Source organism: Methylomonas rosea (assembly GCF_024505055.1).
Taxonomy (GTDB): Bacteria; Pseudomonadota; Gammaproteobacteria; order Methylococcales; family Methylomonadaceae; genus Methylomonas; species Methylomonas rosea.
Genome location: NZ_JANIBL010000013.1, coordinates 21,660 through 42,687 on the forward strand (window position 1 = coordinate 21,660; position 21,028 = coordinate 42,687).

25 protein-coding genes and 1 pseudogene are annotated in these 21,028 nt (G+C 51.8%); 17 read left to right on the forward strand and 9 right to left on the reverse strand.

The genetic code is table 11. From position 1 onward, the window contains the following. The first annotated feature begins 6 nt into the window (after window positions 1-6). Both NP589_RS05925 and NP589_RS05930 read left to right on the forward strand, forming a co-directional pair. Complete coding sequence (locus NP589_RS05925; protein ID WP_256606157.1) at window positions 7-1,296, forward strand: ATP-binding protein; 1,290 nt, start codon at window positions 7-9, stop codon at window positions 1,294-1,296. A gap of 61 nt (window positions 1,297-1,357) precedes the next feature. After that, entirely contained in the window at window positions 1,358-1,930 is a 573-nt protein-coding gene (locus tag NP589_RS05930) for a response regulator (RefSeq protein ID WP_256606158.1), read from the forward strand. 93 nt (window positions 1,931-2,023) lie between these two features. Here NP589_RS05930 and NP589_RS05935 read toward each other — a convergent pair whose 3' ends face one another. Beyond that, window positions 2,024-2,800, reverse strand: coding sequence for an ATP-binding protein (locus NP589_RS05935; RefSeq protein ID WP_026603137.1), 777 nt, complete (start codon window positions 2,798-2,800; stop codon window positions 2,024-2,026). Between the two features lie 347 nt (window positions 2,801-3,147). Here NP589_RS05935 and NP589_RS05940 point away from each other — a divergent pair, with 347 nt between their 5' ends. Then, the gene (locus NP589_RS05940; protein ID WP_256606159.1) at window positions 3,148-4,029 is read left to right on the forward strand and encodes a LysR substrate-binding domain-containing protein; all 882 of its coding nucleotides are present in this window, start codon (window positions 3,148-3,150) and stop codon (window positions 4,027-4,029) included. A 437-nt stretch (window positions 4,030-4,466) separates the two neighbouring features. Beyond that, window positions 4,467-5,135 (forward strand): laminin B domain-containing protein, encoded by a 669-nt coding sequence (locus NP589_RS05945; protein ID WP_256606160.1) that lies wholly within the window; start codon window positions 4,467-4,469, stop codon window positions 5,133-5,135. 494 nt (window positions 5,136-5,629) lie between these two features. Here NP589_RS05945 and NP589_RS05950 read toward each other — a convergent pair whose 3' ends face one another. Then, a complete protein-coding gene (locus NP589_RS05950; RefSeq protein ID WP_256606161.1) occupies window positions 5,630-6,124 on the reverse strand; it encodes a phage tail protein in 495 nt (164 codons plus the stop codon). A 293-nt stretch (window positions 6,125-6,417) separates the two neighbouring features. Here NP589_RS05950 and NP589_RS05955 point away from each other — a divergent pair, with 293 nt between their 5' ends. From NP589_RS05955 to NP589_RS21730, 3 genes and pseudogenes are all read left to right on the forward strand, one after another. Then, window positions 6,418-6,723, forward strand: coding sequence for a BrnT family toxin (locus tag NP589_RS05955; protein WP_256606199.1), 306 nt, complete (start codon window positions 6,418-6,420; stop codon window positions 6,721-6,723). Then, window positions 6,698-6,826: a hypothetical protein gene (locus NP589_RS21725; RefSeq protein WP_371929647.1), complete on the forward strand. Its 129-nt coding sequence runs from the start codon at window positions 6,698-6,700 to the stop codon at window positions 6,824-6,826. Before NP589_RS05955 ends, NP589_RS21725 begins: the two co-directional genes overlap by 26 nt. A gap of 27 nt (window positions 6,827-6,853) precedes the next feature. After that, window positions 6,854-7,051 (forward strand): annotated as a pseudogene (locus NP589_RS21730) (BrnA antitoxin family protein); the annotation flags it as partial. On the opposite strand, the gene hisD reads toward NP589_RS21730, so the two are convergent. From hisD to NP589_RS05995, 7 genes are read right to left on the reverse strand one after another with little or no spacing between them, the layout of a single operon-like run. Further along, window positions 7,041-8,342: a histidinol dehydrogenase gene (gene hisD, locus NP589_RS05965; protein ID WP_256606162.1), complete on the reverse strand. Its 1,302-nt coding sequence runs from the start codon at window positions 8,340-8,342 to the stop codon at window positions 7,041-7,043. The pseudogene NP589_RS21730 and the gene hisD sit on opposite strands and share 11 nt — an antisense overlap. A gap of 2 nt (window positions 8,343-8,344) precedes the next feature. Then, window positions 8,345-8,974 carry an ATP phosphoribosyltransferase gene (hisG, locus tag NP589_RS05970; RefSeq protein WP_256606163.1) on the reverse strand — a complete coding sequence of 210 codons (630 nt, stop codon included), beginning with the start codon at window positions 8,972-8,974 and terminating at the stop codon, window positions 8,345-8,347. Between the two features lie 15 nt (window positions 8,975-8,989). After that, complete coding sequence (gene murA / locus NP589_RS05975; protein WP_064009496.1) at window positions 8,990-10,255, reverse strand: UDP-N-acetylglucosamine 1-carboxyvinyltransferase; 1,266 nt, start codon at window positions 10,253-10,255, stop codon at window positions 8,990-8,992. A 33-nt stretch (window positions 10,256-10,288) separates the two neighbouring features. Further along, the gene (locus NP589_RS05980) at window positions 10,289-10,600 is read right to left on the reverse strand and encodes an STAS domain-containing protein (RefSeq protein WP_020483561.1); all 312 of its coding nucleotides are present in this window, start codon (window positions 10,598-10,600) and stop codon (window positions 10,289-10,291) included. Next, on the reverse strand, window positions 10,600-11,064 hold the full coding sequence (mlaD, locus tag NP589_RS05985) for an outer membrane lipid asymmetry maintenance protein MlaD (protein WP_256606164.1): 465 nt from the start codon (window positions 11,062-11,064) through the stop codon (window positions 10,600-10,602). Before mlaD ends, NP589_RS05980 begins: the two co-directional genes overlap by 1 nt. Before the next feature lies 1 nt (window position 11,065). After that, entirely contained in the window at window positions 11,066-11,848 is a 783-nt protein-coding gene (gene mlaE / locus NP589_RS05990; protein WP_256606165.1) for a lipid asymmetry maintenance ABC transporter permease subunit MlaE, read from the reverse strand. 17 nt (window positions 11,849-11,865) lie between these two features. Further along, window positions 11,866-12,684, reverse strand: a complete 819-nt coding sequence (locus NP589_RS05995) for an ABC transporter ATP-binding protein (protein ID WP_064009493.1) — start codon at window positions 12,682-12,684, stop codon at window positions 11,866-11,868. Between the two features lie 144 nt (window positions 12,685-12,828). Here NP589_RS05995 and NP589_RS06000 point away from each other — a divergent pair, with 144 nt between their 5' ends. From NP589_RS06000 to minC, 10 genes are all read left to right on the forward strand, one after another. Then, the gene (locus NP589_RS06000) at window positions 12,829-13,803 is read left to right on the forward strand and encodes a KpsF/GutQ family sugar-phosphate isomerase (RefSeq protein WP_371929648.1); all 975 of its coding nucleotides are present in this window, start codon (window positions 12,829-12,831) and stop codon (window positions 13,801-13,803) included. A 12-nt stretch (window positions 13,804-13,815) separates the two neighbouring features. Continuing rightward, window positions 13,816-14,349 (forward strand): 3-deoxy-manno-octulosonate-8-phosphatase KdsC, encoded by a 534-nt coding sequence (kdsC, locus tag NP589_RS06005; protein ID WP_256606166.1) that lies wholly within the window; start codon window positions 13,816-13,818, stop codon window positions 14,347-14,349. Next, window positions 14,346-14,912 carry an LPS export ABC transporter periplasmic protein LptC gene (gene lptC, locus NP589_RS06010; protein WP_064009491.1) on the forward strand — a complete coding sequence of 189 codons (567 nt, stop codon included), beginning with the start codon at window positions 14,346-14,348 and terminating at the stop codon, window positions 14,910-14,912. The genes kdsC and lptC overlap by 4 nt, the downstream gene beginning before the upstream one ends. Beyond that, entirely contained in the window at window positions 14,899-15,399 is a 501-nt protein-coding gene (gene lptA / locus NP589_RS06015) for a lipopolysaccharide transport periplasmic protein LptA (protein WP_064035440.1), read from the forward strand. Before lptC ends, lptA begins: the two co-directional genes overlap by 14 nt. Beyond that, window positions 15,399-16,124: an LPS export ABC transporter ATP-binding protein gene (gene lptB / locus NP589_RS06020; RefSeq protein WP_026603153.1), complete on the forward strand. Its 726-nt coding sequence runs from the start codon at window positions 15,399-15,401 to the stop codon at window positions 16,122-16,124. The genes lptA and lptB overlap by 1 nt, the downstream gene beginning before the upstream one ends. A 13-nt stretch (window positions 16,125-16,137) precedes the next feature. After that, window positions 16,138-17,574, forward strand: coding sequence for an RNA polymerase factor sigma-54 (locus tag NP589_RS06025; protein ID WP_256606167.1), 1,437 nt, complete (start codon window positions 16,138-16,140; stop codon window positions 17,572-17,574). Window positions 17,575-17,613: 39 nt separating this feature from the next. Beyond that, on the forward strand, window positions 17,614-17,904 hold the full coding sequence (gene hpf, locus NP589_RS06030) for a ribosome hibernation-promoting factor, HPF/YfiA family (protein WP_036272894.1): 291 nt from the start codon (window positions 17,614-17,616) through the stop codon (window positions 17,902-17,904). Between the two features lie 56 nt (window positions 17,905-17,960). After that, a complete protein-coding gene (rapZ, locus tag NP589_RS06035) occupies window positions 17,961-18,818 on the forward strand; it encodes an RNase adapter RapZ (RefSeq protein ID WP_256606168.1) in 858 nt (285 codons plus the stop codon). Between the two features lie 35 nt (window positions 18,819-18,853). Continuing rightward, a complete protein-coding gene (mgtE, locus tag NP589_RS06040; RefSeq protein ID WP_064009486.1) occupies window positions 18,854-20,212 on the forward strand; it encodes a magnesium transporter in 1,359 nt (452 codons plus the stop codon). Between the two features lie 68 nt (window positions 20,213-20,280). Beyond that, window positions 20,281-21,021: a septum site-determining protein MinC gene (gene minC, locus NP589_RS06045; RefSeq protein ID WP_256606169.1), complete on the forward strand. Its 741-nt coding sequence runs from the start codon at window positions 20,281-20,283 to the stop codon at window positions 21,019-21,021. The last annotated feature ends 7 nt before the right edge of the window (window positions 21,022-21,028 follow it).

Sequence of the window (21,028 nt, forward strand, 5' to 3'; positions counted from 1 at the left end):
ATTTAGATGGAATCCGATAAACTCTCGACAGAGCGCCAAGCCACCATTCTGTTAGTCGATGACGAGTCCATCAACCTGTCGGTTTTCGGGCAGTTTCTCGCCCCGTATTATCAGGTTTTGGTGGCCACCAGCGGGCAGAGAGCCTTGCAATTGGCGGGCGGTACCCCGAAGCCGGATTTGATTCTGCTGGATGTGATGATGCCCGATATGGATGGCTATCAAGTCATCGGCCAGTTAAAAGCCGATCCCAAAACCGGCGACATTCCGGTGATATTCGTTACCGCCTTGACCTCCGATCTGGAGGAAGAGCGGGGTTTGTCACTCGGGGCGGTGGATTACCTTTACAAGCCGTGCCATTTGTCGATTCTATTGGCCAGAATCAAAACCCAGCTGGAGCTGAAGAATGCCCGCGATTGGCTGAAAGACCAAAATGCCTATCTGGAAACCGAAGTGCAACGCCGACATCAGGAGAATGAGTCTGTGCATTTGCAATTATTGCAATCGGAAAAATTGGCGGCGATAGGGCAGTTGGCGGCCGGCATCGCTCATGAAATCAATAATCCCATCGGTTTTGTCAATTCCAATTTGAATACGCTGGATAGTTATTTGCGCGATGTTTTTTGCGTGTTGGATGCCAGCAACGCGGCCTTGGACGAGAAACCCTTATCGGAGGAGACGCGGCAAAACTTGCGTGAGCTGAAACAAACCAAGCAGCTTGATTATTTACGTAATGATATTCCGGAATTGATCGCCGAATCGATGGAAGGCTTGACGCGGGTGCGCGACATTATTCAGGATTTGAAGGATTTTGCGCACGCCGACAAAAACGAATGGGAGTTGGGCGATTTGCATAAGGGTCTGGATTCCACGCTGAATATTATCGCCAACGAGCTGAAATACCATTGCACGGTACATAAACAGTACGGCGAGATTCCGCAGATTTATTGTTTGTCTTCGCAATTGAATCAGGTGTTTATGAACTTGCTGATCAATGCCGCGCAAGCTATCGAAACCAAAGGCGACATTCAGATTAGTACCGGTCGCGCCGACCAGAATGTGTGGGTGGAAATCAGCGATAGCGGCAAAGGTATTGCTCCTGAGAACTTGCCGCGTTTGTTTGAGCCGTTCTTTACCACCAAGCCGGTCGGCAAGGGCACCGGCTTGGGGCTGTCGGTTTCGCAAAATATTGTGCGTAAGCATGGCGGTAGAATCGAAGTGACCAGCCAGCTTGGGCAGGGTAGCCGGTTTCGAGTCTGGCTGCCGATTCGGCCGCCGGAATTGGGGGCCACCGAATAGTCTGGTGCGTATGGCGGATTTTTAAAACCGAACTTGCAGAAGGGGCTTTACATGCCAGACTATGTCATTAATAGACCACTATTATTGCAAAACCATGAACCAGGCAGACATTAGAATACTGATCGTCGACGACGAGCCGAACGTGTTGAAAGCGCTGACGCGTTTGCTGAAACAATATGAGCCTGTTACCGCAATCAGCGGCGAGGAAGCCTTATTGTTAGCCGAGCAACATCGCTTCGATCTGGTGATTTCCGATTACCGGATGCCGGGGATTAACGGTATCGACTTTTTGATTTTATTCAAGCGCATGCAGCCGGATGCTGTGCGCATTGTCTTGACCGGTTTTGCCGATCTGGAAGGCGCGCAGCACGCCATCAATGAAGCGGAAGTGTTTCGCTTTATCAACAAGCCCTGGAGTAATCTGGAAATCGTCAACGTCGTCGAGAATGGTCTGGCGCACAAGCGCATGTTGTTGGAAAACCGGGCCCTGGCCGATCAGGTGCGCGCACAGCAGATACTCCTGAATGAAAAAGAAGCCATTATTAAGGCGCTGGAGGCCGAGGAGCCGGGTATCACGCAAGTCAATTGGGCGCAGGATGGTTCCATTATTCTCGACGACGAGGATTTGCAATAGTCAGAGGTATTCCACCGCTCCCTCCTTCGCGTTAACTGAAGATTCTGTCTAAGCAGAAGAGTTTTTATAACCGGTAGCCGTTTTAGAGTCGAGCTACAGCTGTTCGGTACGCTCGTCATTACTAAAGGCATTGAAAAATTGCTTCGCGGTTCGACCGTTTTTGGCGGCGTTCTGATGGGCAAAGTCCAACGCGGCCTTGTGCAAAGCCTCTCGGTTGCCGGGATAATCGACGAAATAACTGTCGACAATGTCCAAGTAAGTCTGGGTATGTTGTGGGTAAAACGCCAGCCGCAAACCGAAGCGGTCGGACAGCGAGATTTTTTCCTCTATGGTGTCGGAATAATGCACCTCGTTGTCAACCAGCAGGGTATCCAGATTGTCGCGCATATGTTCCGGCAGTAGGTGGCGGCGATTGGACGTGGCGTAAAACAACACATTCTCCGGTGGTAATTCAATAGAGCCTTCCAACACGCTCTTCAGCGGCTTGTATAGGGCATCGCCGTTCTCGAAAGACAGGTCGTCGCAATAAATAATGAAACGCTGATTGTGTTCGCGGATGTCGTCGACGATTTCCGGCAGATACAACAAGTCTTGTTTATCAACTTCTATGACTCTTAAGCCTTCGTGCAAATATTCGTTCAACAAGGCTTTCACCAGCGAGGACTTGCCGGTACCGCGTGCGCCCCATAACAAGGCATTATTCGCCGGCAGTCCGGCCAGAAAGCGCAGGGTGTTGTCTATCATTTGCTGCTTTTGCGGCTCTATGCCCAGCAGTTGATCCAGCCGGATCGGATCGATTTGCCGAACAGGACGCAGAAACGCCTGGCGCTGGCGCCAAATTGCCGCATAGGTGTGGTTCCAATCTATCATCTGTGATCCTTTGCTGGGCCGGTCGAAGTGCCGGTTTGTGTAAAGAAATGGATATTGTATAAATTTTAGACAATTTAACACCACTCTAAGCACAGCAACAACTTAGCGCGGCTTTTAACGGGTTGCCAACAGAGTTATCCACAGATTTTGTGGGAAAGTCAGAGCTGTTGTGGAAATGTGACTAGCCACTACAGCCGGTATATGCCGCTTGCACGGGCAACTTCGCACTGCGAGAACTTTATTATAGATCGCGGCTTTGGTGGCCGAAGCTCGTTTCTGCCGGATGATAGACTTATAATCGATTGTTATCATTTAAACGATAGTTATTGGCTATTTGCGGGGTGGCTATGAATCTGCGGGATTTACATTATTTAATCGCCGTTGCCGACCTGCGCAGCTTTGTGCAGGCGGCCGACCGTTGCTGCATCAGCCAGCCGACCTTGAGTACCCAGATAAAAAAGTTGGAAGACGAATTGGGTATCCAGATTTTCGAGCGCACCAATAAAAAAGTGCTGCCTACCGAGCTGGGAGAGCAGGTCGTGGCGTCGGCAAGGCGTATCTTGAAGGAACAGGACAATATCAAGGAACTGGCCGCTACCGCCCAGGACCCGCTGGCCGGCAACCTGCGTTTCGGTGCCTTTCCCACCCTGGCTACCTATTTGTTTCCGCCACTGGTACCCTTAATCAAGAGGGATTTACCGCGCATCCGGCTGATTTTGGTGGAGGAAAAAACCGAACAACTGTTACAGCAACTCCGCAGCGGGCAAATGGATTGCGCCTTGCTGGCTCTGCCGATTTACGAGGATTTTCTGGAAAGCCAGGCCTTGTTCGACGATGAGTTTTTGCTGGCGGTGGCTGACGGTCATCCGTTGGCGGCCAAGCCGCAAGTCGAGCAAGACGATCTAAACGGCGAACATTTATTGCTGCTTGATGAAGGCCATTGCCTACGCGGTCATGCGCTGCAAATCTGCCAAACAGTCGGTGCCGACGAAGAACAAGACCTTCGCGCCACTAGCCTGGAAACCTTGCGGCAAATGGTTCACGCCGGCACCGGCATCACCTTTATGCCGCGAATCGCAGTTCGCGAGGAACCGGGGATCTGTTATTTACCTTTCGCGGAGCCAGCGCCGAGCCGGACCATAGGTATGGTTTGGCGCAAAACCAGTGCCAGAGGGGAGCTGATTCAGCGATTGAGTGGATTGGTGCGGAAGGCGGCTGAAGGCACATAGGTTTTTGCTGCTGCCGTGAAGAATATGTTTTAGGCAGTTTATGCGTCGAGGTTCAAGTGACTGTTTCCACGAACAACCTCGTTAGTTTTTTGCCCGGCGAGTCTGGCTGTCCACTGTTGATATTTGCTAGAAGGAATTTGCGCTTGGCCTAAAAAAGAAAGCCGGCCTGTATATCGTATGTCCGTTTAAAAACCGAGGAATTCGCTACGGCATAGTGGCGCCCCACACCTCGTGAAATTGCAAATCGTCTAAAATTTGCATAGTCATTAATCCTTAGGACGTCATAAGTAACAGCCTGATGCGCAGAATGACATAAGGCTGAACATAAGGCCTGATAAAGATAGCAACTTATTGCCTCCAATGCCTTGAACCTTATCGCCTTAAGCAACCACGTTTCCCGATTTCAACGCCGGGCTTTTACCTTGGGAGTACCGATCATGAACAACAACCAGATATTACCTGTTGCTATTGCACTGCTGATTTCGCAGTCAGTTCACGCCAGTGTGTCCAGTTCGTTCGATGTAAACAGCGAGAACTGGCAAATCGTCAGTTTTGCCGATTTCAGCCAGAATAATTATTCGATCATCGGCCAATACCAGCCCAGTTACATATCGGGCGGCGGTAATCCCGGTAATTATCTCGCCGCCCAAGATCCGGACAGCGGTGATTTCACCTTCTCCGCCCCCGCTGCTTTCTTAGGTTCGCAGGTTGGAGCTACCGGACTTTCCTACGATTTGACTTACCGCGATGGCGATGTCAATTGGCAAACTACGGACGTCATGTTGGTCGGCAACGGCCAACGCTTGCTCTGGAAGCGCGACCCGAACATCGTGCCAAACAGTGGCTGGACCCATATCAGCCTGAGCTTGGCACCCTCTTCGGAATGGCGGTTGGGCACCACCGACGGGGTGTTCGCCAGTCAAAGTGATTTTCATAATGTATTGTCAGATTTGAGCGGGCTCTATATTCATGGCGAATACACGAACGGCATTATTGAGACCGCCGGTCTGGATAATGTGGTTTTGCAAACGGTGCCGTTGCCGGGGGCTTTTTGGTTATTTGGCTTTGGGGTTGCGGGGCTTGGGTCGCGTATTCGTCGAGCGTAACGCGCTGACTCGTTATGTTGTTGTGTCGCTGGCGCGACGGTTTGTTTTGGAGTCGTGTCTCGGCCCGACAGCCGAGGTACTTTTCTTTGTTTGGCCAAAGAAAAGTCACCAAAAGAAACGCCACCCGAATGCCGCTTATTCCCTGCGCTCCTCGCTTTTGAACGGGGTCGCCGAAAGGGGCTTCCTGCCCTTCGGTAACGCGATGCATCCATGCCTCGCCCCTAACGGGCTAATCCGTTCAAAAGCTACGGTGCTCGGCGCGGCATACGGGACAAAATCCGTCCCGCTATTAAAACGGATTTGGTAGGTCCGACTAGCGCAGCGTAATCGGACGCATGTTGTTTGTCCCTATCTCCTATTGGCGCCTAAAGATAGCGCCTTGCGGTATTGAAAAAACTCAGAACGTACACCCCAACCAGTTGGTTTTCTTCGCGGTTGCCACGTTTCCATGACGCTTGAAAGGGTAATGATTGTGACCGCATTCACGGATTCGATCACCGCATCCGCTGGATTTGATCGGCGGCGAACACCATGGTTTCTTTTCCGGGGCTTGTTTCGTTGTAATCAATCGACACCGGCCACACGTGGGTAAAGCTCCATTCCGCGATGGGGCTCATCGTTTGATCATAGGCAATCAACGTAGCATCTACTCGCTCCCGGCCTCCTTTTCCAACCTGTTGCCGCCAATTCCAAAATTCAAGCGATTTCCCCAGGCTTTTGCTGCAGGTTAGATTTTTAACCGACTGACGTCCGGGTATCTTAATGATAGCGTATTCACCGCGCGGGCCAGTCAATGGACGTTCAACCACTTCGTTCTGCGAACCCAATCCTTTACAGTCAGTGAAATAGGTGGTGATACCGCCGGCGCTAAATTCGTAGTGCACAGGCCGGCCGGCGCTGCCATTGGGATCCTCAATGGCACCACCGTTGGCTGATGAGACCATGACAAAACCCAATATAACGCTTAAAAAACTGTTAAATCTGTTCATAAAATATCCTCTAAAAAATAAAAATTATTCGTCTCAGCAGGCTGTTGATTTTCTCGGTATTTGAATTTTTCTACATAACAAGCAGTGCTTATGGAGAAAATAAAGTCACTATTTGTTGGGCCGGGATTATCAAAAATCGCATTTTTCAACAACCTGTTAAATCTAATTTGGCAAATCGAATGCCAATTTTCGTTAATCAAGGCTATAAGAGGCTATCTGTTTGAATATAAAAAACTATTAGTAATTTAAGGTCAAGAAACATCACCACGAACAAGGCCTGTGGGCCACGATATATCGTTTTTAGCGCGACATTTCGTTACAACGAAGCTTGGTTAGACTCCGCAAAAAACATCCAAGATATTTTCGAATCTGGTTTGAGCTTCGAGTTAGTAGTTGATTTAGATTGGTCTAGCGCGACTGCGACAGAAGATGTTCGTAAAGATTCGCCAGAGAGACATTTTGTTGTGGCGGGTTACCTGAATGATCGGTTGCATATCCTGTACTTCACACCGATTAGCGGTGGAATTCGGGTAATTAGTTTCCGAAAAGAAAATTTAAGAGGAGCCCGCAAATATGGTAAATCCATTACCGTTGACTGAGGCAGACAGCGAAGTTCGCGAACTGACTGAAACCGATTTTAAACGGGCGCGCACCGCCAGCGAGGTGTTTGCTGAGCTATTCGGTGCGGAGCCAAGAGCCTGAAATGCTTAAGGTCAAGGGCAGCCACGTAAGGATTCACGGAAAGTGTTTACCGGGATTAGATTGGACGCCGAAGTGCTGGAGGCTTTTTGTGCCACCGGCAAGGGTTGGCAGACTAGGATGAATGCCGCCTTGAAAGAATGGTTGAAGGATCGCTCGCCCGCACAATTACAGACCGGAAATACTTTCGCTTATCCGGCCCGCACCCGCCTGTTGATTAAATCCTAAATTCCGCTGACCGCGCATGCGCAGTCAAACTCTCCCCACGCGCCAGCACCGAAGCAATCTTGCCCAAATTCTGCGCGCCAACCGCCGAACAATTGATCAAGCTGCTGCGCTTTTGGAAATCGTAAACCCCTAAGGGCGACGAATACCGGGCAGTGCTGGAGGTGGGTAGGACGTGGTTCGGGCCGGCGCAATAATCGCCCAGCGCTTCGGCAGTGAAGCGGCCCATGAAGATCGCGCCGGCGTTATGAATTTGTTCACACAAGGCTTCCGGTTCCGCTACGGACAATTCCAGATGTTCCGGGGCTATACGGTTGGCAACTTGCGCGGCTTCGGATAAGTTCCCGACTTTGATAAACGCGCCGCGACCTGACAGTGAGGCGCGGATAATGTCGGCGCGTTCCATTTCCGGTAGTAATTTGTTGATGCTAGCTTCGACTTGTTGCAGAAAACCGGCGTCGTCACTGATCAAAATGGCTTGGGCATTTTCGTCGTGTTCGGCTTGCGAGAACATGTCCATGGCAATCCAGTCCGGGTTGGTCTGGCCGTCGCAGATGATCAAAATCTCCGATGGGCCGGCGATCATGTCGATACCAACATGGCCGAACACCAGCTTTTTGGCGGTGGCGACATAGATATTGCCAGGGCCGACGATTTTATCCACTGCCGGGATCGATTCCGTGCCGTAAGCTAAGGCCGCCACGGCTTGCGCGCCGCCGATGGTGAATACTCTATCCACGCCGGCCACATAGGCGGCTGCCAATACTAGTGCATTGGTTTCGCCGCGCGGGGTCGGGACGACCATGATCAGTTCGCCGACGCCGGCGACTTTGGCCGGAATCGCGTTCATCAACACCGATGAAGGATAGGCGGCCTTGCCGCCCGGCACATACAGGCCGGCTTTATCCAGTGCCGTGACTTTTTGCCCCAACACCGTGCCGTCTATCTCGGTGAATTGCCAGGATTGCAGTTTTTGATGCTCGGCGTAAGCGCGGACTCGGTCAGCGGCAGTTTGCAGCGCAATGGCCTGGGTGCTGGGCAGAGTGTCCCAAGCGTGTTGTAACGCAGCTCGGTCCAGTTCCAGTTCGGCGGCGGTTTTAAAGGCGGTGCCGTCGAAGCGGTTGGTATACTCCAGCAAGGCTTTGTCGCCGCGTTTTTTAACGTCGGCGATGATGTCCAATACCCGTTTGTGTATTTCCAGATCGTCGCTGGCATCCCAGGCTAAACGGGCTTGTAGTTGTTTGTCAAAATCGACGGCTGCACTGTCTAGGCGCAGCATCTTGATCGCAGTCATGGTTACGCCCTCTGGGCCAACGTGGTTTCGAACTGATCGATGAGTGCTTGAATGGCTTGATGTTTCATTTTCATCGCCGCTTTATTGACCACCAGTCGAGAGGTGATGTTGGCGATTAGTTCCCGCGGCTCCAGGCCGTTGGCTTTCAGGGTGTTGCCGGTATCGACCAAATCGACGATGCAATCGGCCAAGCCGACCAGTGGCGCCAATTCCATCGAGCCGTAAAGCTTGATGATTTCCGCTTGTATCCCTAAGTTGGCGTAGTAGCGCTGCGCGGTTTTGACGTATTTGGTCGCAACGCGCAAACGGCCTTTCACTTCCGGGGCGTTGACCGGGCCGGCGGTCATCAAGCGGCAACCGGCGATGCCTAAATCCAGCGGTTCGTAGAGGCTTTCCGCGCCGTGTTCCATTAATACGTCCTTGCCGGCGATACCCATATCCGCCGCGCCGTATTCCACAAAGGTGGGAACGTCGGTGGCGCGGATGATCACCAACTGCACGTCGGGGCGGGTGGTTTGCAGAATCAGTTTGCGGCTTTTGTCCGGATCGTCGATCGGCGTGATGCCGGCCTGTTCCAGAAACGGCAGAGCTTCTTCGTAAATACGGCCTTTGGATACGGCAATGGTCAACATGGTTTTGCGATGAGGTTAGTTAGGAACGCGGCGAATTGTGGCGCCCAGTTGCGACAGTTTTTCTTCGATGTGATCGTAGCCACGGTCGATATGGTAAATCCGGTCCACCAGGGTTTCGCCTTCCGCAACCAATCCGGCCAAGACCAGGCTGGCTGACGCCCGCAAGTCGGTAGCCATGACTGGCGCGGCTTTTAACTGGCTACTGCCGGTGCAGATCGCGGTATTGGACTCTAGTTTGATCTGCGCACCCATGCGTTGCAGTTCCTGCACGTGCATGAAGCGGTTTTCAAATACGGTTTCGGTGATCAGGCCCACGCCCTCTGCGACGGAATTCAAGGCGGTGAACTGCGCCTGCATGTCGGTCGGGAACGCCGGATACGGGGCAGTGCGCACGGTAACGGCTTTGGGACGTTTGCCGTGCATATTCAGCTCGATCCAGTTCTCGCCGCAGGTGATGTCGGCCCCGGCTTCTTTTAATTTAACCAGTACCGCGTCCAAAGTGCTCGGATCGGTGTTTTTCAATTTGACATGGCCGCGGCTGATCGCGCCGGCCACCAGATAGGTGCCGGTCTCAATACGGTCTGGCAGGATGTCGTAATGCAAGCCTTCGACGCCCAGTCTTTCTACGCCTTCCACGGTCAGAATGTCGGTGCCGACGCCGGTAATTTTCGCGCCCATTTTGTTCAGAAAATGCGCCAGGTCGGTAACTTCCGGTTCTTTCGCGGCGTTTTCGATAATGGTGATGCCTTCCGCCAGTGTCGCAGCCATCAGGATGTTTTCGGTACCGGTTACGGTGACTTTATCCAGCACCAGATGGCAGCCTTGCAAGCGCTTAACCTTGGCGTGGATATAGCCGGCTTCGACGGTAATGTCGGCACCCATTTTAAGCAGTGAGTCGATGTGAATGTCCACCGGCCGGGTGCCGATGGCGCAACCGCCGGGCAGCGAGACATAGGCTTCGCCGAAGCGGGCCAGTAACGGTCCCAATACCAGAATCGAGGCGCGCATGGTTTTCACCAGCTCGTAAGGTGCCTCGTACTTGTCGATAGTGCTGGTGTCGACTTCTATGTTCATTTTTTCATCGACGGTCAGGCGCACGCCCATTTGTCCCAACAATTCCATGGTGGTGGTAATGTCGTGCAAATGCGGAATGTTGCCGACGCTGACCGGCACATCGGACAACAGGGTGGCGGCCAGAATAGGCAGAGCGGCGTTTTTGGCGCCGGAGATTCTCAGTTCGCCGTGCAGCGGTTGACCGCCGGTAATCAGTAATTTATCCATGGATTTTTATTGGTTTGTAAATTGGAACGCAGCTTAATGCGTGTGGATTGCAAAATATTCGGTTTCGTCCAGGCCGCTGAGTTTGGCCAATGCTAGCAGCTGAGCCGGGATGTTCTTGAAGGACAGCTTAACCCGGCCCATGCGGCTGAGTCTGATCCATTCGATCATCAAGGCCAGACCGGCGCTATCGGTAGTCTGTACTTTGGCGAGATCGATGCACATGCTATCCATACCTTTCAAGAACTTAAAGGATTGCAAGGTTTGTTTGTCGATGCTGGCAAAAGTCAGGCTGCCTTCCACGGTAAAGTGGCCGGGAGACTGTTCGGTTAATGTCAGCTTGGACATTATTTGCCTTCCGCTTTGTTCAGCATGAATTTGCCTATCATTTCTTCCAGTACGATGGCGGAGCTGGTGATATCGATGGTGCTTTTATCCTTCAAATATTCATCCGACGAGCCGGGGTCCAGGCTGACGTATTGTTCGCCCAGCAGGCCGGCGGTATAAATGCTGACGCCGGAATCGCTGGGTAGATTGTTGTATTGCGATTCGATGCGCATTTCCACGATGGATTCGTGGCTTTCCTTGTCCAGCCGAATTGCCGAAACGCGGCCGATGCGCACGCCGGCAACGGACACTGGGGATTTGACTTTCAGGCCGCCGCTATTTTGAAAGTGGGCGATCACGGTGTAGCTGTCGTCGCCGGTGTAGCTGCCGAGATTACTGACTTGCAGCGCCATGTAAAACAAGGCGGCAATACCGCTGGCGACAAAAAAACCGACCAGAGTATCCTGGGTCTTGGAATGCTGCATGTTAAATGTCTCCAAACATGAGTGCGGTTAAAATGAAATCGAGTGCCAGAACCGAGAAGGCTGAATTGACCACGGTGCGAGTGGTGGCGCGGCTGACGCCTTCTGAAGTAGGAATCGCGTCGTAACCTTCGAACAAGGCAATCCAGGACACTACGAAGCCGAACACCACGCTTTTGATCACACCGTTGATGATGTCTTCTTGAAAGTCGATACTGGCCTGCATTTGCGCCCAAAACGCGCCGTCGTCGACGCCGAGCATGCCCACGCCGACCAGATGGCCGCCCATGATGCCGATGGCGCTAAACAAGGCGGCAAGTAATGGCATCGATAAAAAACCGGCCAGAAAGCGCGGGGAAATAATGCGCTTGATCGGATCGACCGCCATCATTTCCATGCCGGATAATTGTTCGGTGGCCTTCATCAAGCCGATTTCGGCGGTCAAGGCCGAGCCGGCCCGGCCGGCAAACAATAGAGCCGATACCACGGGTCCCAGTTCGCGCACCAACGAGGCGGCGACCATCACGCCCAGCGATTCTTCGGCGCCGAAGTCCGACAGAATATTAAAGCCTTGTAAACCTAAAACCATGCCGACGAACAGGCCGGAGATGGTGATAATCAGAAATGACAAAACGCCGACCGAATACACTTGCTTGATCAGCAAGTTGGGGCGCGGCACCACATCACTGATGCCGGTCAACGTGTGGCTCAGAAAAAACGAGGCACGGCCGAGCTTGGCAAAGCTGCTGCGTGTGGTTTTTCCCAGATTTTGCAGAAATTGAAACATTGTTGAATACAAGTTGGTTATTTGCTCGCCAGCAGATCGTCGAGGTAATCAGGCGCCGAATAGTGAAAGTGTACAGGGCCGTCGGCATCGCCGTGCATAAACTGTTGCACCCATTCCGAATCGGATTGCTGTAACTCTTGTGGGGTGCCCTGGCCGATGATTTTGCCTCCAGACAACACATAGATGTAATCGGCGATCGCGGCGGTTTCCTGCACATCGTGCGAGACGATGATGCTGGTCAGGCCTAACGTGGTGTTCAGCGACTTGATCAAGTGTACTAGCGCGCCCTTGGAAATCGGATCCTGGCCGGTAAACGGTTCGTCGTACATGATCATCAGTGGGTCGAGGGCGATGGCGCGGGCCAGCGCAACTCGGCGAGCCATGCCGCCGGACAACTCGTTGGGCATCAAATGCCGCGCACCGCGCAGGCCCACCGCGTGCAGCTTCATCAATACTAAAGTGCGGATCATCGATTCCGGCAAATGGGTGTGTTCGCGCATGGGAAACGCTACGTTATCGTACACACTCATGTCAGTCAGCAGGGCGCCGCTTTGGAATAGCATGCCCATGCGTTTACGCAATTCGTAGAGTTCGCGAGTTTTCAGGCGGTGAACATTTTGTCCGTCCACATGAATTTGGCCGCGGTCAGGCGCTAGTTGGCCGCCGATCAATTTCAAAAGAGTGGTCTTGCCGGTGCCGCTGGGGCCCATGATGGCCGTGACTTTGCCGCGTTGAATCTCCAGGCTGACGGCGTCGAAAATTTTTCTGGGGCCTCTGGAAAAGCTCAAGTTACTAATAGAAACGATATTGTCTTCAGGACTTGCGCTATTGGCCATCTACCGGAATCACAGGAGTTTTTGGATTGGGAACAGGCTATTTTCTATGACTCGTCGAGAATAAGTCAATGACTTGGGGTGAAAAGTCGGTTAATAACATGCAATAATGGTTCCTTTTTGTTTCGGTGCGTGGAGTTAATTTGCGTGGGTTGTGATCAAGACATACAGGCGTTGGCGTTGGCGGTGATTCAGACCGAAATGCAGGCGGTTGCCGGCTTGGCTGCACGCATCGATGAGCAATTTGTTAGCGCCTGCCGTTTACTACTGGCCTGTAAAGGCCGGGTGGTGGTCACCGGTATGGGCAAATCCGGGCATATTGCCGGTAAAATTGCCGCCACGCTTGCCAGTACCGGCACCCCGGCTTTCTTTGTACATCCGGGAGAAGCCAGTCACGGCGATCTTGGCATGATTACCCGGCAGGACGTGGTGCTGGCATTGTCCAATTCCGGCGAAACCGAAGAAATCCTGACGATATTGCCTATTATTAAGCGACTCGGTGTGCCGCTGATTGCGCTGACCGGTAATCCCGATTCCGCTTTGGCCCGGTTTGCCAGCGTACACATCAACGTCGCGGTAGAGCAAGAGGCTTGTCCTTTGGGGCTGGCGCCGACCGCCAGCACCACGGCGGCACTGGTAATGGGCGACGCATTGGCGGTTTCGCTACTGGAAACCAAGGGCTTTACCCGCGATGATTTTGCGTTGTCGCACCCTGGCGGCAGTTTGGGTAAGCGTTTATTGTTGCAGGTCAACGACATCATGCATCGCGGTAGTGAGGTGCCGGTGGTTACTGATACCGTTTTGGTGAGTGATGCTTTACTGGAAATGACAGGCAAGAAGCTGGGCATGACCGCAGTGGTCGATGGCGAGGGAAGGGTTTCCGGGATATTTACCGATGGTGATTTGCGGCGGATGCTGGAAAAAAATCTGGATGTGCATGCCACGCGAATCGCTCAAGTCATGACCGGTCCTTGTAAAGTAATCGATGTGAATATGTTGGCGGCGGAAGCCATGCAAATCATGGAAAGCAAAAAAATCAATGCCCTGCTGGTCGTCGACAGCCAACAAAAGTTGTTAGGCGCGTTGAATATGCACGATTTGCTGCGGGCCGGCATAGTCTGAGAGTGACGAGTGATGTTCGATTTAAACCCTCAATTACTGAGTATTGTTAAGCAACTAAGGCTGTTGATTTTGGACGTGGACGGCGTGCTGACCGACGGCCGCTTGTTCTTCGACGATAACGGCAAAGAATACAAATGTTTTCATGCGCGCGACGGGCACGGCATTAAATTGCTGCGGCAGACCGGTGTGGAAGTGGCGGTGATTTCCGGTCGCAAATCAAATTCAGTCACGCTGCGCATGCAGGGCCTAGGAGTCGAACTGGTCTATCAAGGGCACGAAAACAAGCGCGCGGCATTCGCGGAAATTTTGCAACGCTTGGCGTTGACGCCCGAGCAAGTGGCGTATATCGGCGACGACATTCTGGATTTGCCTGTCATGCGCCAGGTGGGTTTTGCGGTGGCGGTGCAAGATGCCAATTTCGCCCTTAAAAACTATGCGCATTGGCAAACACAGGCGGCCGGCGGTTTAGGTGCGGTTCGGGAAGTATGCGATTTAATCATGCAAGTCCAAGGTAGCTTTGACGGCGTGCTGCAAACCTATTTATGACCGTACTGAAAAATCTACAGATTTTTATTTATGTCGGCTTGGCCGCATTGTTGTCATGGTGGCTGGTACAGCTCAATGAACAGCGTGACGCCGAAATGAAAATTGTCGAAAATAGTCCGGATTTTTTTAGCCTGGGTTATTTCAAAAAAGAAATGAATATCGACGGCGTGCCGAAAAGCGAATTGGCGGCGGAAAAAATGCAGCACTTTAAAGCCGACGGCAGTACGCATCTGGAAAAACCGGTGATGACTTTGTATAACCCCAACCAGATGCCTTGGCTGATCAGGGCCGACAGCGGAGTGATGGCGGCGGACGGCGATAATTTACAACTTAACGGTAGTGCTTATATCAACCGGGAAGCGTCGAAGACCAATTCGGCGCTGACCATCAATACATCGGATTTGCGGGTGAAACTCGCCAGCCATTATGCGGAGACACAGGCGTGGGCGGAAATCGTCAGCCCGCCCAACAAAACGGCGGGAGTAGGAATGGAAGCGACTTTTGTTAGTCCGATTCACCTGAAATTGTTGTCCAAAGTGAAAGGTCGCTATGAAATTAAGTAAAATGGTCGGTCTAGGCCTGTTATTCTCGGCGCGGATGGCGTTTGGTCTGGAGTCGGATTCCGAACAACCCATCTACATCGATTCGGATAATGCGGTTTACGACGAAAAGGCGCAGATCAGCACCTATACCGGCAATGTGGTTGCTACTCAGGGGACGATCAGAATCGATGGCGACAAGTTGGTGGTTTACTTGAAGGATGGCGCGATTATCAAATTGATTGCCACCGGTAAACCGTCACGATTCAAACAGTTGCCGGCGGTTGGCAAGGAAGAAATGCACGGGGAAGGATTGATCAACGAATTTTACCCCGACCAGAATTTGCTGAAATTTATGAAAAATGCCTCGGTTTGGCAGGGTGATGCCAAACAATCCAGTGAGTATATCGAGTACGATACCAAGAACTCCTTGCTGAAGGCTGGTGAAGCGCAATCCGACGGCAAGCGCGTGCACTCGGTTATTAAACCTAAGCCCAAGCAGGCGCAATAATGGCGCGATTGGTTGCGGAACAGCTGTTTAAACGCTACAACAACCGAAATGTGGTCGATGGGGTCAGTCTGAGGGTCGATACCGGGGAAGTAGTAGGTTTGCTGGGCCCGAACGGCGCCGGGAAAACCACCAGCTTTTACATGATGGTGGGTTTGGTCAAAGCCGATAGCGGCGAGATTTTTCTCGACGAGCAACGCATCACGCATCATCCGATGCATCGGCGCGCGCGCTTGGGGATCGGTTATCTGGCGCAAGAGGCTTCGGTATTTCGTAAATTGAGCGTGGCCGACAATTTACGCGCGGTATTGCAGATTCGGGCCGATTTGACCGATGGGCAAATCGAGTTGTTGATTGATGAGTTGCTGACAGAGTTTAATATCAACCACTTGCGCAATCAGGTGGCTCTGGGGCTGTCAGGCGGCGAACGGCGCCGGGTGGAAATTGCCAGGGCGTTAGCGAGTGAGCCGCAGTTTATCCTGCTCGACGAACCGTTTGCTGGTGTCGATCCGATTTCGGTGCTGGAGTTGCAAAAAATCATTGCGCACTTGAAGCACCGGGGTATCGGTATTTTGATTACCGAACACAAAGTGAGGGAAACATTGGAGATTTGCGACCGCGCTTATATTTTGAACAATGGGAAGGTTATCGCCGAAGGCCAGTCGCGCCAGTTGGTGGATAACGAAGAGGTGCGTAGAGTGTATCTGGGCGAGAAATTTAGTTTATGAAATTCGAATAGTCATGAAGCAATCTCTACAACTCCGTATCGGTCAGAGTCTGACCATGACGCCGCAATTGCAGCAGGCCATCAAACTGTTGCAGATGTCGACTTTGGATTTACAACAGGAAATCCAGCAAGCCTTGGAATCCAACATGATGTTGGAAATCGATGAAGAGGAGTTGCCGAATCTCGAGTTCAGGGACAAAAAGCTGGAAAACACCGATCAGCAGACCAGCGAGGGCTCGCAAACGGATATGCCGGATGAGTTGCCTGTCGATGTCAGTTGGGACGACGTTTACGAAAGTTCGTTGCCCAGCGGCGGAGATGATGGCGATAGTCCCGAGTTTGAGGCCTTTCGCGGTAAGTCCGAGTCTTTAAGGGATCATCTGGTCTGGCAGTTGGAGTTGATTCCGATCTCGGATCGCGATTATGCGATTGCTACGTCCATCATCGACGCGGTCAATGACGACGGGTATGTGACCAGCGAATTGACTGATATTTTCCAGGGCTTGCAGGATCAACTGGAAGGCTTGGAAATGGATGAAGTCCTGGCCGTGCTGCATATGGTGCAAAACTTTGACCCCGTCGGCGTGGCCGCGCTGGATTTGGCCGATTGTCTGGGCTTACAGCTCCAGCAATTGCCGGTTACGACGCCTTATCGGTCAGAAGCTTTGGAGTTCGTGCATAGACATTTGGATTTATTGGCCAGTTGCGATCAGGCCCGCCTGATGAAGCGGATTGGCCTGACCGAGGATGTGCTGAAGGGCGTATTGGCGCTGATTAGAACCCTGGACCCCAAGCCGGGCGCACGCTTGCAGGATTCGGATGTCGAATATGTGGTGCCTGACGTGTTTGTCGCCAAAGTCAGCGGCCAGTGGCTGGTTAGTCTGAACCCGGAGATCGCGCCCAAATTGCGTGTCAATCCATTTTATTCCGGGATGATCAAACGTGCCGACAATAGCCATGACAACGTCAGCATGAAAAATCATCTTCAGGAAGCGCGCTGGTTTATCAAAAGCCTGCATAGCCGCAACGACACCTTGTTGCGGGTGGCGAGAAGTATCGTCGAAAAACAAGGCGATTTTTTCGAGCACGGCGCGATTGCGATGAAGCCGATGGTATTGCGCGATATTGCCGAGGAGCTGGAGTTACACGAATCGACTATCTCTCGGGTCACCACGCAAAAATACATGCACACCCCGCACGGTGTGATCGAATTTAAATATTTTTTCTCCAGCCATGTCAGTACCGATGGTGGGGGAGAGTGTTCGGCGACCGCGATTCGGGCGCTGATAAAAGAGTTGGTCGGCAGTGAAAATCCGGCCAAGCCATTGAGCGATAGTAAAATATCGGACTTATTGAATGAGAAGGGCATTAATGTCGCGCGCCGCACCATTGCCAAATATCGGGAAGCGATGTCCATTCCTTCAACCAGCCAGCGGAAAAGGCACATTTGATCAATCTGGAAGAATAATTTTTAAAAACAGGAGTATTCCATGCAAGTCAGTATCACAGGTCATCACGTAGAAGTCACCGAAGCATTAAAAGCCTACGTTGATGAAAAAATCAGCAAAATCAAACGTCATTTCGACAATGTCGTTGATGTTCACGTTATTTTGACCGTTGAGAAGCTTGAGCAAAAAGCCGAAGCAGCCGTGCAAATCAGCGGCGCCAAACTGTATGCCGAAGATGTGCAAGAAGATATGTACGCGGCTATCGACAGCATGGTCGACAAACTCGACAGACAAATCGTCAAACATAAAGAAAAAAATCAGAACCATCGTTAATTTGAGCTTGAGCGATACAGAGTGAATAGGCTTATTTGCTCTGTATCGATTTGGATATGAAACTAGTCATCGTTAGCGGCTTATCGGGATCGGGCAAGAGTATCGCTTTGGATACCCTGGAAGATTGCGGCTATTACTGTATCGACAATCTTCCCGTGACCTTACTCGAGGATTTTGTCGATCATGTGATGCTGAAAGATCCGGCCACCTACAGTAAAACAGCCATCGGTATCGATGCCAGAAACCGTAATCAGAAGTTGGCGGATTTTCCGGATAGTCTGAGCTCTATTCGCAACAAAGGCATCGATTGCGAACTGGTTTACATGGAGGCGGACGAGAACATTATTCTGAAGCGTTACAGTGAAACGCGCCGCCGCCATCCGCTGACCACAGAAAGCCGACCGCTACGCGAGGCTCTGGAAATCGAACGGGAAATGCTGCGGCCCGTGGCGACCCGTGCCGACATAGTCATCGATACCAGTTTCACCCACTATCATCAGTTACGGGATTTGCTGAAAAACCGTTTGGGCGAAAAGGGCAAAAGTTCTTTGTCGATTTTGTTTCAGTCCTTCGGTTTTAAATACGGTATTCCGTTGGATGCCGACTTTGTGTTCGATGCCCGCAGTTTGCCCAATCCCTATTGGGCGCCGGAGCTGAGAGGATTGACCGGTAAGCACGCCGAGGTCATCGATTTTTTGCAGAACGAAGTGATCGTGAAAGAGTTTCTGCATGACATAGGTTATTTCATCGGTCGCTGGGCGCCGCGCTTCGAGTCGGATAATCGCAGTTATTTAACCATAGCGATCGGTTGTACCGGTGGTCAACATCGCTCGGTTTACCTAGTTGAGGCATTAAGTAAGCACTTTCAAACTATTACTCCTAACGTTATCGTCAGGCATCGGGAATTGCGTTAACGCAATTACCCAGCCCAATTTCTTGGTTTTTACCCATGACATCAGCAGCAAAGCTTGAAAATACCGAGCATCTTTTAGATCGCGCCATCGAAGTGTTGGCAAAAGACTCTCTGATCGAGATTAGGAACTTAGTGCGTTCCTTATACCCGGCGGAAGCGGCGCATATTCTCGAGTCTTTGGAGCCGGAGCTGCGAGCTAAACTGTGGGCGGTGATGCCGCCCAGCGTGATCGGCGAAATTCTGGTCGAGATAAATGTCGAAGTGGGCAGCAGCTTACTGAAAATCACCGATAGAAAGGATTTGATAGCCGCTACCGAATCGATGGGTGCTGACGGCATGGTCGATCTGCTGCATGTATTGCCCGAACCCTTGCTGTCGCAAGTGATGGAATCGATCGGCGTACATAATCGCAATCGTATCGAAAAGGCGCTTAGCTACGACGAGCATACCGCCGGCGGCTTGATGTCTGACGACGTATTAACCATTCGTGCCGATGTGACGCTGGACGTGGTGACGCGTTATTTGCGGTTGCGCGGGAATATGCCTGCCGCTACAGACAGCCTAATCGTGGTGGATCGCAAAGAGCAGTTTCAGGGCTTGTTGCCGATTAATCAATTGTTGACGCACGATCCGCACACCAAGGTTGAGTCGATTATGGACACCCGTAGCTCAGCTATTCCGTACGGTATGTCTAGTCGCGACGTAGCGGGTTTGTTCGAGCGGCGGAAATTGCTGTCCGCGCCAGTATTGGCGGATGACGGCAAGGTATTGGGGCGCATCACTATCGACGATGTCGTGGGTTTGATTCGTGAGGAGGCCAATCACTCGCTAATGAGCATGGCCGGCTTGAGCGAAGAGCAGGATATGTTTGCGCCGGTCTTTAGTAGTGCCAAACGACGCGCGCTCTGGTTGGGTGTGAATTTGCTTACCGCGTTCCTGGCCGCTTCGGTCATCGATTTGTTTGAGGCCACCATTCAGCAGATCGTCGCATTGGCGGTATTAATGCCGATTGTTGCTAGTATGGGCGGTATCGCTGGTAGTCAGACTTTAACACTGGTTGTCAGGGGTTTAGCCTTGCGGCAAGTCACCACTAGTAATGCCGTGAGTCTTTTGTTTAAAGAGGTCTCCGTAGGCCTGTTAAACGGCTTGGTCTGGGCTGTTGTGGTGGCGGTAGTGGCCGGGCTGTGGTTCCATAATCCGCATATCGGCATGCTGCTCGGCGTGGCGATGTTGATCAATTTGGTCTGTGCCGCCTTATCGGGTGTGGCGATTCCAGTGTTGTTGGACAAGATCGGTGTGGATCCCGCTCTGGCTGGCGGCGTGTTGCTGACCACCGTTACCGATGTAGTTGGATTCATGGCATTTTTGGGCTTGGCAACCTTGTTTTTACTGTAAGGAACTGTGCTTTTTGTCACGGAAAATGATAGTATTTCGGACATTCAGTAGCGGATTTTCCAAACTCGATGTCAACCGGCGCACCTACTTCGCAAAAAACAGCTTTGGAGTTTAAAAGCACGTCTCTGACCGTGCCGGTGTTGCTGTTAGCCAGTAATGACATGTCTTTGATCGATCAGCAGCTCAAGGAAAAAGTGATTCAAGCCCCCGAGTTTTTTAAAAACTCGCCATTGCTGATCGATCTGCAAAAACTTAACGCTCAAAACCTGCCAATTGATTTCACCGAAATAGTCGCTATCGTCCGTCAGCACGGCTTCATGCCGATAGGGTTGCGCGGCGGTAACGAAAAACAGAACGGCGACGCCTTGGCTATGAATTTGCCTCAGCATTCCCTGCACGGCAGCAATGTGCCCCTGGTCAACAAGGTGCCGGCAAAAACTTTGCCGACACCCGCGCCGGAAGAGCAAAAGCAAGCTAGTCAATCAATAGAAAATAAATTAGTGACCCAGCCTATCCGCTCGGGCCAGCGGGTTTATGCAAAAGGCGATTTGATCGTCACTGCAACCGTTAGTGCCGGCGCGGAAATCATGGCGGAAGGTAATATTCATATATACGGATCCTTGCGTGGACGGGCGTTAGCCGGTGTGCTGGGTAACGTCAACAGCCGTATTTTTTGTTCGGATTTGCAAGCCGAACTGATTTCGATAGCCGGCATTTACCAGCTCAGCGACGACTTGAGCAAGTATCCCGCGCACAAGCCCGTACAGATCAGTCTGGATAACCAGACTCTGATTATCAAAGATATTTAAGCTTTTC